At 71.6% G+C, this 13908-nt stretch carries 10 protein-coding genes; 7 read left to right on the top strand and 3 right to left on the bottom strand.

The features are described 5' to 3' along the window. Positions 1 to 75: 75 nt before the first annotated feature. Positions 76 to 312 carry a chaplin gene (locus OG299_RS35520; RefSeq protein WP_327363738.1) on the bottom strand — a complete coding sequence of 79 codons (237 nt, stop codon included), beginning with the start codon at positions 310 to 312 and terminating at the stop codon, positions 76 to 78. A 448-nt stretch (positions 313 to 760) separates the two neighbouring features. On the opposite strand from OG299_RS35520, the gene OG299_RS35515 reads away from it, so the two are divergent. Genes OG299_RS35515 through OG299_RS35505 form a run of 3 tightly spaced genes read left to right on the top strand, consistent with a single transcriptional unit; the run spans position 761 to position 4877 of the window. Then, positions 761 to 2626: an ABC transporter ATP-binding protein gene (locus OG299_RS35515; protein ID WP_327363737.1), complete on the top strand. Its 1866-nt coding sequence runs from the start codon at positions 761 to 763 to the stop codon at positions 2624 to 2626. 16 nt (positions 2627 to 2642) lie between these two features. Next, on the top strand, positions 2643 to 3554 hold the full coding sequence (locus tag OG299_RS35510) for a serine/threonine-protein kinase (RefSeq protein ID WP_327363736.1): 912 nt from the start codon (positions 2643 to 2645) through the stop codon (positions 3552 to 3554). A 51-nt stretch (positions 3555 to 3605) separates the two neighbouring features. Next, positions 3606 to 4877 (top strand): PA0049 family protein, encoded by a 1272-nt coding sequence (locus tag OG299_RS35505; protein WP_327363735.1) that lies wholly within the window; start codon positions 3606 to 3608, stop codon positions 4875 to 4877. A gap of 11 nt (positions 4878 to 4888) precedes the next feature. Here OG299_RS35505 and OG299_RS35500 read toward each other — a convergent pair whose 3' ends face one another. Continuing rightward, positions 4889 to 6571 (bottom strand): DUF885 domain-containing protein, encoded by a 1683-nt coding sequence (locus tag OG299_RS35500; protein ID WP_327363734.1) that lies wholly within the window; start codon positions 6569 to 6571, stop codon positions 4889 to 4891. 200 nt (positions 6572 to 6771) lie between these two features. Here OG299_RS35500 and OG299_RS35495 point away from each other — a divergent pair, with 200 nt between their 5' ends. The 3 genes from OG299_RS35495 to OG299_RS35485 all read left to right on the top strand — a co-directional run bounded on the left by OG299_RS35495 (position 6772) and on the right by OG299_RS35485 (position 11450). Beyond that, positions 6772 to 10848, top strand: coding sequence for an nSTAND1 domain-containing NTPase (locus tag OG299_RS35495; protein ID WP_327363733.1), 4077 nt, complete (start codon positions 6772 to 6774; stop codon positions 10846 to 10848). 99 nt (positions 10849 to 10947) lie between these two features. Continuing rightward, complete coding sequence (locus tag OG299_RS35490) at positions 10948 to 11187, top strand: DUF8825 domain-containing protein (RefSeq protein ID WP_327363732.1); 240 nt, start codon at positions 10948 to 10950, stop codon at positions 11185 to 11187. Continuing rightward, complete coding sequence (locus tag OG299_RS35485) at positions 11184 to 11450, top strand: hypothetical protein (protein ID WP_266632351.1); 267 nt, start codon at positions 11184 to 11186, stop codon at positions 11448 to 11450. Before OG299_RS35490 ends, OG299_RS35485 begins: the two co-directional genes overlap by 4 nt. Positions 11451 to 11490: 40 nt before the next feature. On the opposite strand, the gene OG299_RS35480 is transcribed toward OG299_RS35485, so the two are convergent. Beyond that, positions 11491 to 12555: a WD40 repeat domain-containing protein gene (locus OG299_RS35480; RefSeq protein WP_327363731.1), complete on the bottom strand. Its 1065-nt coding sequence runs from the start codon at positions 12553 to 12555 to the stop codon at positions 11491 to 11493. A 300-nt stretch (positions 12556 to 12855) separates the two neighbouring features. Here OG299_RS35480 and OG299_RS35475 point away from each other — a divergent pair, with 300 nt between their 5' ends. Further along, positions 12856 to 13821 carry an SGNH/GDSL hydrolase family protein gene (locus tag OG299_RS35475; protein ID WP_327363730.1) on the top strand — a complete coding sequence of 322 codons (966 nt, stop codon included), beginning with the start codon at positions 12856 to 12858 and terminating at the stop codon, positions 13819 to 13821. Positions 13822 to 13908: the final 87 nt, after the last annotated feature.

Below are 13908 nucleotides of genomic sequence, written 5' to 3'. Positions count from 1 at the left end.
GTCAGGCCTGGCGTCGGTCTCGTCACGCCGGGCGGTGCCACCGGACGGATCCGGTGACACCGCGTGCCGGACGTGTCAGTGGTTGACGCAGACGTTGCCGGCGGTCGGGTTCAGCAGCCCGATGATGTTGACGCTGTTGCCGCAGATGTTGATCGGGATGTGGATCGGCACCTGGACCACGTTGCCCGAAAGGAAGCCCGGGGAGCCGATGGCATAGCCTTCGGCCGTGGCGTCGGCGGAAGCGCTGCCGATCCCGCCCAGCGTCGCACCGACGACCAGGCAGGCCGCAACGGCCAGGGTACGGATCTTCATGTGGATCTCCCATCGAATGAGGGTGTGCCGGGCCATCCCATACCAGCCCGGCCCGATCGGGGCCGATTCACCCACCCGTGGGCCCTGTCCGCGGCGCGATGCCGTGCCGTGCCGTGCTGTGCCACGCCATGCCGATCGGGAGATTTTTCCGGAAAACGCAATCTCCCGACCCGTCTGGACCGTATGCCCCTGTAGAAGTCTCTCCAGGAGGAAAGCTCATGGCGATCTTCACTCATCTCATCCCAGCACACCGCCGTCACGGAAAGAGGGACATGACCTCGGGGCGCGACGACAACACCGGCAACCGCCGTAACGGTCGTCACCGGAACACCGGTCACGGCAACCACGGGAACAACGGCCGCCACGGCCACGGCTGCTGACCGCCGAGAACGGCTGGGCGGACCCCGCTCCTTGATCCGCCCGGCCGGCAATCTTGAGGAACGCGTCCATGAGGCGTGTCGCGTGGCATGCGCTGCACCGGCTGCTGTCGGTGGCCGATGATCCCGATGCGGTCGTCGCCGCCGCGCCGCCGGTCGCCCCGCGCGAGGCGTTCCGGCGGTTCTGGCCGTACACCCGCGGCGGACGGCGCTGGCTGGTCCCGATCCTCCTCTTCAGCATGATCGGCCCCCTCATCGACGCGGCCGAGATCTGGCTCTTCAAGATCGTGGTGGACGAGGTGCTCGTTCCGCGCGATCTGCGCCCCTTCCTCTGGATCGCGCTCGCCTACCTGGGGCTCGTCATCCTCTCCGGCGTTCTGGAGTTCGCCGACGACGTGATGTCCACCTGGGTCGGCGAGCGCTTCCTGCTGGCCCTGCGCTCGGACGTCTACCGGCACGTCCAGGGGCTCTCGCTCGGGTTCTTCGAACGGCGGCGGCTGGGAGACGTACTGTCGCGCATCACCGGCGACGTCGACGCGATCGAGACGTTCCTGCTCTCCGGCGTGGCCAACGCCCTCTACTACGTGGTCCAGTTGGGCGTCTTCCTCGGCCTGCTCTTCTACCTGAGCTGGGACCTGACCCTCCTCGCGCTGATCATCGTGCCGCTCTTCTGGGCCTCGGCCCGGCGCTTCTCGCGGCTGGTCAAGGCCGCGTCACGGGAGCGGCGCCGGCGCAGTGGCTCGATCAGCGCGATAGCCGAGGAGTCGCTCGGCAACATCGCGCTGGTGCAGGCGTACAACCGGCAGGGGACGGAGGCAGGCCGGTTCGCCCGGGAGAGCATGGGCCGCTTCCGCGCGCAGATGGTCTCGGCCCGGATCCGTTCCGTCTACGGCCCGATCGTCGAGATGATCGAACTGACCGGCGCACTGGCCGTGATGGGCCTCGGGACGTGGAAGCTCGCGCAGGGGCAGCTCACGCTGGGCGGACTGCTGGTCTTCATCGCCCTGTTGAGCAAGCTCTACAGTCCGATCCGCGACCTGTCCCAGCTCACGACCACGTTCTACGCGGCGTCCGCGTCGGCCGAGCGGATCATCGAACTGCTCGACCAGCGCCCCCAGGTCGTCGAGGTGGAAGCCGCCCGTGCCCGGAGGATCGGGCGCGCCCGGGGCGATGTCGAGTTCCGCGGCGTCTCGTTCCGCTATCCGGACACGTCGCGGTGGGCGCTGCGCGACGTGTCGTTCCGGGTGGAGCCCGGTACGACACTGGCGCTGGTCGGGTCGAGCGGCGCGGGCAAGTCCACGGTCGGCAAGCTGCAACTGCGCTTCTACGACCCGGATCAGGGGGCGGTCCTCCTCGACGGCACCGATCTGCGGGAGCTGCAGCTGTCCGAGCTGCGCGAGAACGTCGCGGTCGTGCTGCAGGAGACGCTCGTCTTCCACGGCACCGTACGGGAGAACATCGCCTACGGCCGGCCCGGCGCGACGGAGGCGGACATCGTCGCGGCCGCCCGCGCGGCCGACGCCGACGCGTTCATCCGGCTGCTCCCCGAGGGCTACGACACCGTGGTGGGCCAGCGGGGCCGGACGCTGTCCGGCGGACAGGCCCAGCGCCTGGCGATCGCCCGCGCGATGGTCAGGGACGCACCTGTGCTGCTGCTGGACGAACCGACCACCGGCCTGGACGCCGAGTCCGGCCGCCGGATCATGGAACCGCTGCGCCGGCTGATGGCCGGGCGGACCACCGTCGTGATCTCGCACAACCTGCTCACCGTGCGCGACGCGACCTGCACGGTGGTACTGGACCGGGGCCGGGTCGTCGAGTGCGGCACGCACGAGGAGCTGCTCGTACGGGGCGGCGCCTACGCCCGCCTGTACCGCGCGAACGGCGGCGCGCCCGGCGCCGCCGCGGCCGCCGCGCCCCTGAAGATCCTGTCGTGAGCCCGAAGGTCCTGTCATGAGCCCTGCCACCGCCACCCGGCCCGCGGCCCCGCCCCTCGCGCCCGGCACGGCCCCCGCGCCGGGGTACGAGGTCCTGGCGCACCTGGCCAGGACCGGCTGGCTCGACCTCTACGACGCCTGGAGCGAGGAACGGGACTGCCGGTGCGTGGTGAAGGTCCTGCGCCCCGACTGCCGCGACGAGCCCCGGCTGGGCGACCGGCTCGTCCGCGAGGGCCGCTGGCTGCAGCGCTTCACGCATCCGCATCTGGTCCGTGCGTACGAGACCTTCGAGTCGCCCGAGCCGCTCGTCGTCCTCGAGACGCTGACGGGCGAGACGCTGTCCCACCTCATCGGCCGTCTGCCCCGGCGGGCTGCCGCCGAGGACGTGGCCGTCCTGGGCGTGCAGCTGTGCTCCGCGATGCACTACCTGCACGGGCAGGGTCTGCTGCACCTGGACCTGAAGCCGTCCAACGTCGTGGTGGAATGCGGCCACGCGAAGGTGCTCGACCTCAGCGTCGCCCGTGCGCCGGGCATCGCCCCGCCGGGTGTGGGCACGTTCGGCTACCTGGCTCCCGAACAGGCGCGCGGGGGACCGCTGTCGGCGGCGGCCGACGTCTGGGGCATCGGCATCACGCTGTACGAACTCGCCACCGGGGACGTCCCGTTCGACCCCGGCGAAACGGCCGACGGCACCACGGACAGCGGGAGCGCGGGCTGGTTTCCGCAGCTCGAGGAGACGGCGCCGCCGGTGACCGCCCGCCGACGCCTCCCGCGCGCCCTGGCCGCGGCCATCGACGGCTGCCTCCGGTCCGACCCGGCGGCGAGGCCTTCGGTCCCCGATCTGTCTGCTGCCCTCGACGCGACGCTGCAACGGCGCCGGCGCGATACGCCCGTGCCCGAGGAACGCGACACGCCTGTGCCGGAGTGACCGGAAAGACGTCTGGTGGAAGCTGATCCCCCCTATGTAATGTCACATTGCATGATGCTCTTACGGCGTGCCGCCTCCTTCGCGGTCCTTCTTGCCACCGTCCTCCCCCTGGCCGTCACCGCGCCCGCGCACGCTGAGGACACCGCCTCGTGCCGCACCGCGCCCTCGGCGCCCCTCGACGCCGAGCAGGCGCGGCTCACGGATGCGCGGACCACGGCGCTCGTCGAGCGCGGCGGGTTCGGGGACTTCGTACGGCGCTTTCCCGCCGCGCTGTGCGCAGTCCGGAGCCCCGCCGAAGCCGGGCCGCTCCTCGACGGCTGGGGCGAGGCCCTCTGGCAGGCCGCCGTACACCGGGCCCAGGGGCAGCGGCCCGGCGGTGACCTCCCGGCCGGGGACGACCGGCCGCTGTACTGGACCCGGCTGGCCATGACCGCCGCGCTCGCCCGCTGGGAGCCGGCATTCGCCGTCGACCGTGCTGCGCTGCGCGCCCGCTTCGAGGACGCCTCGCGCGGCCTGACCGACAACGCCTTCCGGACCGCCCCGGGCGTACGGCGCGTCTTCATCAGCGGTTTCGACCCCTTCGGCCTGGACGCCGAGCTGCGCCGCGCCAACCCCTCCGGTTCCGCCGCCCTCCGACTCAGCGGCCGCCGCATCACCCTCGCCGACGGCAGCCGCGCCGAGATCCGGGCCGTCGTCCTGCCCGTGCGGTACGCCGACTTCGACGCCGGCATCGTGGAGCGGGCCTTCACGCCCCGCCTGTCCGGCGGTCCCGGCGCGGCGGACGTCATCACCACCATCAGCCAGGGCTACCCCGGCATCTTCACCCTGGAGGCCTGGGCGGGCCGGTCCCGGTCGGCGGATCCGTACCCCGACAACACCCGTTCCCTCTCCGGCGGCACCCGCGAACACCCCGTGACCGCTCCCGGCCTCGCCCCGGGCGCGGAGTTCATCCGGACCACGCTTCCCACCGACGCGGCGACCAGCGCCGTCCAGAGCCCGTACCCGGTGCTCCTGAACACCGCCGTCACCGAGATCCCGGCGGGTGCCGCCGCGCCGGTGGACCGTGAGGACGGCCCGACGCCGGGTTCGCGGGCGGTGGAGGGCGGCGGAGGCGGCTACCTGTCGAACGAGGTGGCCTACCGCTCCAACCGCCTGCGCGGCGACCTCGCCCCGCAGCTGCCCGGCGGCCACCTGCACACCCCGGTCCTCACCGGCCTCCCGGCGGACCCGAACCTGCTGACCGGCCCCGAGTTCGAGCAGAACGAGACCGCGATCACCGCGGAGGTCCGCACCATCCTCGAACACACCGCCGCACGCCCTTAGCCACGCAGTGCCTACAGGGATCCGAGCTCGTCGCTCAGATCCCTGAGACCCAGTGAGCCGAGCGACAGTGCGGCCATGTGCCAGCGCTTGAGGTCGAAGTCCGGGCCCTGCTTGGCCCGGGCCCGTTCCCGGCCCTCCAGCCAGGCCCGTTCGCCGAGCTTGTACGAGATGGCCTGGCCGGGCCGGCCCAGGTAGCGGACGACCTCGCTGTCCAGGTAGGCGACTGGCCGGCTCGAGTAGCGGCCGAGGAACTCCCGTGCCAGCGCGGGAGTCCACCGCTCCCCGGGCCGGAACGGCGAGTGCGCGGGGATGCGCAGCCGCAGGTGCATGCCGATGTCGATCACGACACGGACGGCCCGCATCATCTGGGCGTCGAGATGGCCCAGCCGGTGGGCGGGGTCGGTGAGGAACCCCAGTTCGTCCATGAGGCGTTCGGCGTACAGGGCCCAGCCCTCGGTGGTGGCGCTCACCTTGCCGACCTTCGTCTGGTAGCGGGACAGCTCGGCTGCGACGAACGTCCAGTGCGCCAGCTGGAGATGGTGGCCGGGCAGTCCCTCGTGGTACCAGGTGGACACGAGGTTGTGGGTGGGGAAGCGCGTCCTGCCGAGCGTGGGCAGCCAGGTCCGGCCCGGGCGCGCGAAGTCGAGGGAGGGCTGCGAGTAGTACGGGGCTGCGGCGCCACCGGGCGGCGCGATGCACGACTCGACGCGCCGGACCGGCTCGGCGATGTCGAAGTGCCGCCCGTCCAGGGCCTCCACGGCCCCGTCCATCAGGGACTGGAGCCAGAGCCTGGTCTCCTCCACGCCGTGGACGCTCTTCCCGTGCTCTCCCAGCCAGGCCAGCACCACCCACGGATCCTGCCCGCCGGGCAGGATGCGCTCCGCCTCGGCGCGCATCTCGGGCAGCAGCCGGTGGAACTCCTCCCAGCCGTACGCGTGCGCCTCGTCGAGGTCGAGGTCCGCGCCGGTGTAGTAGCGCGCGAAGCGGCCGTAACGCTCGCGCCCGACGGCGTCCTCGGCGCCGGCGCCGGCGGCCCGTGCACCGTACTCGTGCCGGAACCACTCCCCCAGCTCGGCGAAGGCCAGCGTGGCCGCCCGCGCCGCGGCCCCGACCTCGGCGCCCATGTGCGGCGGCGCGCCGGCGGCCAGACGGCCGAATCCACCCCCGCCCCCGGTGCCCAGCCACTCCTCCAGCTGTGCCACGTTGGCCCGTACCTGGCGGGGAGCCGCGGTCGTTCCGCGGCGTGCGCCCTCGGCGAGGGAGGCACGGTAGCCGCTCAGGCACCCGGGCACGGCCCGCAGCCTTTCCGCGATCGCCGCCCAGTCCTCGGGCGTACGGGCCGGCATCACGGCGAAGACCTTGCGCACCCGGTGCAGGGGCGAGGAGATGTTGTTGACGGCGCGCAGGTGCTCGCCGGCGTCGTACTGTGCGAGTTCCGCGTCGAGCCGCTCCCGCAGCAGCCGCGCGCACCGCCGCTCGACATCGGCGCCGCCGTCCGTGTGGGCGGCGAGCCGTACGAGGGTCTCGCGGGCGAGCTCGGCCTCGGCCAGGGCCCCGTCGGGCGAGTAGTCGGGCAGTCTCCCGGCGCCGGCGGACGTCCCGAGGTACGTGCCGGTGATCGGGTCGAGCGCGACCAGGGCGTCGACATGGGCGTCGGAGATCAGACGGGGCAGCTCACGCTGATGCCTCAACATGCCCGACCTCCTGCCCGCCGCTCCCCCGGCCAAGCGCCCGGCGGGGGCCTTTGGCCGGTATCGGGTGGCGGTCCCCCGCGCGTCCTGCTTGCCGAGGCCCAGCCCCGAGATCACGCCTACGGCCCGCCCGGGGATGCGGCGGCCGACGGGCTCGATGACGATCAGGGCAGAGCCGGAACCTGCCGTCGAAGGAGCAGCCGGTGGACGACACGCTCCGCGCCGTGGCCCAGGTCATCGGACAGCACGATGAGGTGTGCGGGGCCGGTTTCCTGATCGCCGAGGACGTCCTCGTCACCTGCGCACACGTCATCCGCGCCACCGGCAGCGAGCCCGGGGGCAGCGTGTGGCTGACCTTCCCGAACGTTGACGGTGCAGGTCCGGTCGAGGGGATCGTTCTGCACGAGCCGTGGCGCGGCCCCGAGGCCGAGGACATCGCCCTGGTGCGTTTGGGCGTCGCCGTGTCCGGCACGCACGTACCGGCGCTGGGTTCCGCCGCCGACTCCAGGGGCCACCGCGTGCGCTCCTACGGTTTTCCCGGGCAGGCTCCCCCGGGCGGGCACTGGGGATACGCGGAGGCGGGCGGCCTTCTGCCTGCGACCGGGGATCGGGCCGAACTCCTCCAGCTGACGGCCGCGAACGACCTCACCACCGGCTTCAGCGGCGGTCCGATCGTCGACGAGGTGACCGGCCTGGTCATCGGCATGCTCACCGAGATCACCAGCCCGGATGCATACGGGAAGGGCCAGGGCATCGCCTACGCCACCCCCGTTCAGGTGCTACGGGGGATCTGGCCTGCCCTGGCCGTTCAGGATGTATGCCCGTACCGGGGGCTGGAGCCGTTCACCGCGGACCAGGCCCAGTGGTTCGAGGGCCGGCAGGACGCCGTGGAACAGGTTCTCGAGCATCTGGGCGAGCAGCAGCGCGTGGTCCTGCTGCTCGGCCCGTCCGGCTCGGGCAAATCCTCGTTGATCCAGGCCGGGGTCCTGCCCGCCCTGGCCGCGGGTGGACTGAGCGGCAGCGACGGGTGGCTGCCCGTACGGGTGCGGCCAGGTCAGGACCTCGCTGCCGAGATCGAGCGCGCAGGTCTGCCCGGGGCCGCCACAGACGGAATCCCCGAGGCCGTGACCCGTCTGCTGCGGGCACGACCCGACCGCCAACGGGTCGTGCTCGTCATCGACCAGTTCGAGGAACTCCTCACCCAGCAGAGCGGCAACCTCGCGGCCGCGGACCGGCTCACGGCCGCAATCACCTCGCATGCCGCCCTGAGCGTGATCCTGGTCATGCGCGACGACTTCTACCCGCAGCTCGCCGCCCTCGCCCCCGAGTTGCTGGAGGCGGCAATGCCCGGCCTCCTCAACATCCCGGGCACGCTGAGCCAGGGCGACCTGCACGACATCATCACGCTGCCCGCCCACAACGTCGGCGCCCGCTTCGAAAGCGGGCTCCCCGAGCAGATCGTCACCGACGTCCTGGCCACAGCCCCGGAGGGGGCGGCAGGCCGCAGGGCTCCCGTCACGGTGCTGCCCCTGCTGGAGCTGACGCTCAGCGAGCTGTGGCGACGGCTCCACGACGGCTTTCTCACCCACGACGCCTACCAGCGCATCGGGGGAGTGACCGGGAGCCTGACCACGTGGTGCGACACCGCACTCAGCCGACTGCCACCGGACGACCTGCCCATCGCCCAGCGCATGCTGACCTCGCTCGTGCGCCCTGACGACCCCCGCCACAACGTGCCCGCGATCCGCGCGCAGGTCCCCCTGGCGGATCTACGAGACCTCGCAGCCGGCCCCGGCGGTGCGCCCGACGACAGCGATGCGGTCGACACGGTCCTCGCCGAGCTGACCCGGCAGCGCATCGTCACCACCCGCACGCCCGAAGGACCTTCGGCACAGCCGGTGGCGGAGCTCATCCACGACGCACTCATCCGCGACTGGGGCAAATTGCGCGAGTGGGTCCGCCAGGACCGCCGCTTCCGGGAATGGTTCGTACGAGCCGGCGAACAGCAGGCCCGCTGGGCCGAGGGGAAGCACCAGGAGGACCTGCTCGCGGGCACGGCACTGGAAGAGGGGCTCGAATGGTCCCATCAGCGCCGCCTGCCCGCCGAGGTCTCCCGGTTCCTCACCGCCAGCAAGGAGCACCAGCAGGCCGCCATCCGCCGCAGCCGGCGTCTCAATGCGATCCTGGCCGGCCTGCTCGCCATCGCCCTCGTCGCGGGGGCAGGAGTCTTCTGGCAGTGGCGGACCGCCGAGACGCGCCGGAAGGAAGCCCTCTCCCGCCAGCTCGCCGGCCAGTCCGACACCCTCTTCACCACCGATTCCACCCTGGCCTCGCTGCTCGCGGTGCAGGCCTACCGCACCAGCCCCACGCCGGAAGCCGCCCAAAGCCTGCACAACGCCGCAGCCCTCCCGCTGCGGCAGAGCCTGCCCGGCCACCGCGACCGGGTCGGCGAGGTGGCGTTCAGCCCCTACGGAAGCATTCTCGCCAGCGGCAGCGCCGACGGAACCGCGCGTCTGTGGGACCAGGCCTCCGGCAAGCCCCGGGCCACCCTGAAGGGGCACACCGATGCCGTGTGGTCGGTGGCCTTCAGCCCTGACGGCAGCACCCTGGCCACCGGCAGCTTCGACGGTGACGTGCGTTTGTGGGACGTGGCCACAGGAAAACCCCGCGGCAGCCTCCTCAAGGATCCGGCCCACGCCGTGTGGTCCGTCGCCTTCAGCCCCGATGGCAGCACCCTCGCCATCGGCGGGGACGACAACTCCGTGAAGCTGTGGGACCTCGCGGCCGGCAAGGTCCGGGACACGTTGACGGGGCACTCCGGCACCGTACGATCCGTCGTGTTCAGCCGCGACGGAAGCCTTGTGGCCTCGGGCAGCGCCGACGGTTCCGTGCGCGTGTGGGATCCGACGACCGCCGAGCTCCGCTCAGGCCCGCTCAAGCAGACGGGCGAGGTGCACTCCGTGGCGTTCAGCCCCGACGGGAGCACCCTCGCCGCATCGACCGACGCGGACAGCGGTGTGCGCCTGTGGGACGTCGCCGCCGGCAAGCTCCGCAGCACCCTCGGCTCCTACGCCAACATCACCAACTCGGTGGCGTTCAGCCCCGACGGCCGCACCCTCGCCACCGGCACCCAGGACGGCGCTGCAGTGCTGCGCGACGTGGCCTCGGACACGGTCCTGGCCGTCCTCACCGGCCACACCGACACGGTCTGGTCGGTGGCATTCACCCCGGACGGCCGCACCCTGGCCACCGGCAGTGACGCCACCGTGCGGCTGTGGAACGTGGCGGCCGGGGCGAATCGGGCCGTCCTGAGCGGCGTGGGGAGTGTCTGGTCGGTGGCGTTCAGCCCCGACGGCCGCACCCTCGCGATCGGCAGCATCGACAAGACCGTGCAGATGTGGGACCCGGGCACCCGCAAGACTCCGGCCACCTTGAAGGGCAGCGACGCAGTCAGAGCCGTGGCCTTCAGCCCCGATGGCCGCACCCTGGCCACCGGCTTCTTCGACGGCACCGCGGCACTGTGGGACGTGAACACGCGCAGGAACCGTGCGACCCTGCCCGGACATACGGGGCCGGTCGACGGAGTGGCGTTCAGCTCCGACGGGCGCATCGTCGCCACGGGCGGCGGCAACATCGTGCGGCAATGGGACGTGACGACCGGCAAGGAGATCCGCGACCCCGTGTCCGACGAGAGCACGGTGACCTCGGTGGACTTCAGCCCTGACGGGAGGACCCTGGCCGTCGGCAACTCGGACAACTCCGCCCGCTTGTACGACGCTGCCGGCGGTGGACATGTCGGCACCCTGTCAGGGCACAGCGGACCGGTGAACGCGGTGGTCTTCAGCCGCGACGGCCGAACCCTGGCCACCGGAAGCGAGGACACCACAGTGCGCTTGTGGGACGCGGCCGGCAGAAAGAGCCTGGGCACCCTCACCGGACACACCGGGCAGGTGTCCGATGTGGCGTTCAGCCCCGACGGGCGCACGCTCGCCAGCAGCAGCGTCGACACCACAGCACGGCTGTGGGACGTACCCACCCGCAAGGCCCGCGCCACGCTGACCCAGTTCGACATGGTCCAAGCGGTTGCGTTCAGCCCCGACGGCCGCACGCTAGCCACCGGTGGCGACGACAACACAGCGCGGCTGTGGGACGTCGTCATGCCCCCGCCTGCCGCAGCGACCCGGAAGATCTGCAAGGCGGTCAACCGCGACCTCACGGCGGATGAACGCGCGGCATACCTGTCGGACCCGAAGACCGACCCCGTATGTCCCCCCGGGTGAACAGGGTCGTCACGAGCCGTGAGGGTGTCCGTCCCGTTTTTGGCTTGCATCGCTCCGCTCCGCTCGCCCTATAAATCGAACACATGCTTGAATTAGTGGATGCAGTCCACCTCCTTCCCCGACGACCTGGTCTCCCTCCAGGCCGAGTGGCTCCGGACCTACCGGGAACTGGCCCGGCGGCCCGCAACCGCCGGCACGACCACGCTCCGCCGCCGGCTGATCGCGCTCTCGCGCGCGATCGCCGCCCATCCGTACTGGTCGCGCCCGGCCCGTACGGCGGGCGGCCCGGTCGAGCTCCGCCGCGCGGCGAGGGCCAGAGGCTGGGTGAGGGCGGCATGACGAGCGCCTGCCCCGGGAACGACCCGGGCCCCGACACGCCGCCCCCGGCTCCCCGCCTGGTCGTCCACCCCCCGGACCACCGCGGATGGCGCCGGGTGCGCTGCGACGGGCAGAGCCTGGGCACGGCGTACCGGATCAGCGACATCGCCGTGTTCCTCGCCGCGACGGGCATGGAGAACGCCGAGGACTTCGACGTCACCGACCCCGCCCTGGTCGACTGGCGCGGCGGCGGCCCCGACTGCTGGACACCACCACCGATGTAGCGGCCCCGGCCGGGGGCACGGGCCACCGCGGGGCCGCTCTTCAGGCGCAGGGCGGCTCGGGCGGGGTCCCCTTCGGGAGCTGCTCGCGTTCGTCCTCGGTGTAGTCGCGTGCGGCTCCGGCGCACAGCGTGCGGAACTGGGCCTCGGCGCGGAGGTCGAAGGCCCGGCGCCCCACACCGTTGTCGATCACCAGCTGGTGGTCCGTCGTGAGCTGTGCCGTCGTGTCGGTGACCTCCTCTGCGGCCTCCTCCGCCACCGCCAGCGATACGGTGGAGCCGTCCGCCAGGTCATGGACCCGGATCAGCCCGCCGAGGTACGTGACGAGTCTGCCGTCCGGTGCGAACCCGATCAGATGGCTCCCGGTCGGGCGGGGCACCTCTTCCGGCAGCCGTTCCCGGCGGTCGACGTCCCACACGCGCACCTGTCCGTCGTGGTTCTGCACGGCGAGCCGCGAGCCGTCGGGGCTGAAGACGAGCCCGCTGCCGAGCGAATTCTCGGTGTACGGCACGCCGATGGCAGGGCCCGTCAACATCGCGACCTGCACCGGGGTGTGGACGTCCCACAGCATGATCTCGCCGCGCCCACCTCCTGCCCTGGTGACGACGGCAACCTGTCCGGGGTGCCCGGGACGGGCCATGAGCTGCCCGTACGTGAAGAGATCGCCGAGCGGACCGTTGGAGTTGGGTCCCGGGTGGGCGGGAAACGGCTGGGTGAGGACGGTCCCACGCGTGGCGTCGATACGCGCCAGCGTGCCGTTGTCGGTCAGCAGGGCGATCTCGCCCCCCTGCACTCCGACGACGCTGTCGACGCTCTCCCCCTTCTGCGCCTCCTGCGGGAGCGGCACGCTCCGGCCGAGGTCGGAGGCCGCGTAGGCGCGGTGGAGGCCGGCCTTGCGCCCCCACACCACGACCGACTGCGAGTCGGCGGTCCACGTGACCATCCAGTCGTTGTTCTGCGCCTGGGCCGGGATCTCCACGGACCGTAGAACCGTGCGGGAGGCGTCCAAGTTCTGCTGCGCGACGTCCAGCCGGGCGCACCGTCCCCCGCAGGGAACGCTGCACGCGGCCAGGCCCACGGGCGAGCCCTTCGCCCTCTTCTCCGGCATGGCGGGGCGCGCGGAACCGCGGATGATCGTGAATTGGACAGCCGGGCGGACCGGGCGGCAGGCCGGGGTCGCAGGGGCCGGTCAACACTCCCTTCACATTGCCCACATACCGCACAGAACCTGTCATATACCGAACCGTCATGGCCGACAGGAAGAATCCGCCCGTTCGGAACGTGTCCATCTTTGTCTGAGTGGAGCCACAGACTCCACAGAACGTAACTGTCCGCATTCGTCCTACTGCATGGAGTGACCAATTCCGTATGGTCATAGTGCCGCCAACACCGCATCCCTGGAGGATTCGTGGCACTCTTCCGTACCCGTCTGGCCGTGCTCGGCTCCGCCGCGGCTCTCGCCGCCGGCGCCCTGACTCCCGCACATCCCGCAGGGGCCGCCCCCACGGCGGACTACCAGTGGGTCGCCCTGGGCGACTCGTACACCGCCGGGGTCATCCAGGCCGCAGGCGACACGTTCGAAGTCCCCCGTGACGGCTGCGAGCGCACCGACCGGTCCTACCCGCAGGTCATTGACCGCGACCTCGGCTCACTCATCGATCTCACCAACGTCAGTTGCGGCGCCGCCACGATCAAGAACATCACGTCCGAAGCCCAGGAGCCGATCGGACAGCACCTGCCGCCCATCTCCGAGGACCCGGACTACCCCTTCCCCGCCGTACCCGCCCAGTCCGAGGCAGTACAGCCCGGCACCGACGTGGTCACCGTCGGCGTGGGCGGCAACACCCTCGGCTTCGCCGGAATCCTGTTCACCTGCCTGCAGTCGGGCTCGGGCAGTGGCGGCGTGGGCACACCGTGCAGGGACGACTTGGCCGACAACATCCCCAGCCGCCTGAACCAGGTGAACGCCGACTACGACGCGATGCTCTCCAGGCTCCACGAACGGGCTCCGCACGCGAAGATCCTGGCCGTCGGCTACCCGACGGTCATTCCCAAGGACACGTCCAAGTGCCGGTACGACGACTACGAACAGTTCGGCTCGATCACCCAGGGCGATCTGGACTGGCTGCGCCAGGACGTCATGGAACCCCTCAACGCGGTCATCGAGAAGTCAGCCGCCAAGCGCGGCGACACCTTCGTCAACCTCTACGACTCCTCCAGCGGGCACAGCGTCTGTGACGCGGGCAAGTGGGTGGAGGGCATCTTCACCCGACTCCCCGACCAGGTGGCCTTCGTCCACCCCAACGCCGGGGGCCACCAGAATGCCGCCGATCACGTCGCGTCGGCGATTCTGAACTCCATCGCCCCGAGCTGACCACACCACACCCTCCCCAAGTCCCGCCGGGCCGGAGCCACCCCTCCCGCCCGGCGGCACGCGTTGGGTGAGCGCGGAGCCGGATCC

The sequence above is a fragment of the Streptomyces sp. NBC_01296 genome, from assembly GCF_035984415.1.
In the GTDB taxonomy this organism is placed as follows: Bacteria; Actinomycetota; Actinomycetes; order Streptomycetales; family Streptomycetaceae; genus Streptomyces.
Note: the sequence above shows the minus strand (reverse complement) of the source record. Positions and strands in the feature narration are given on the sequence as shown.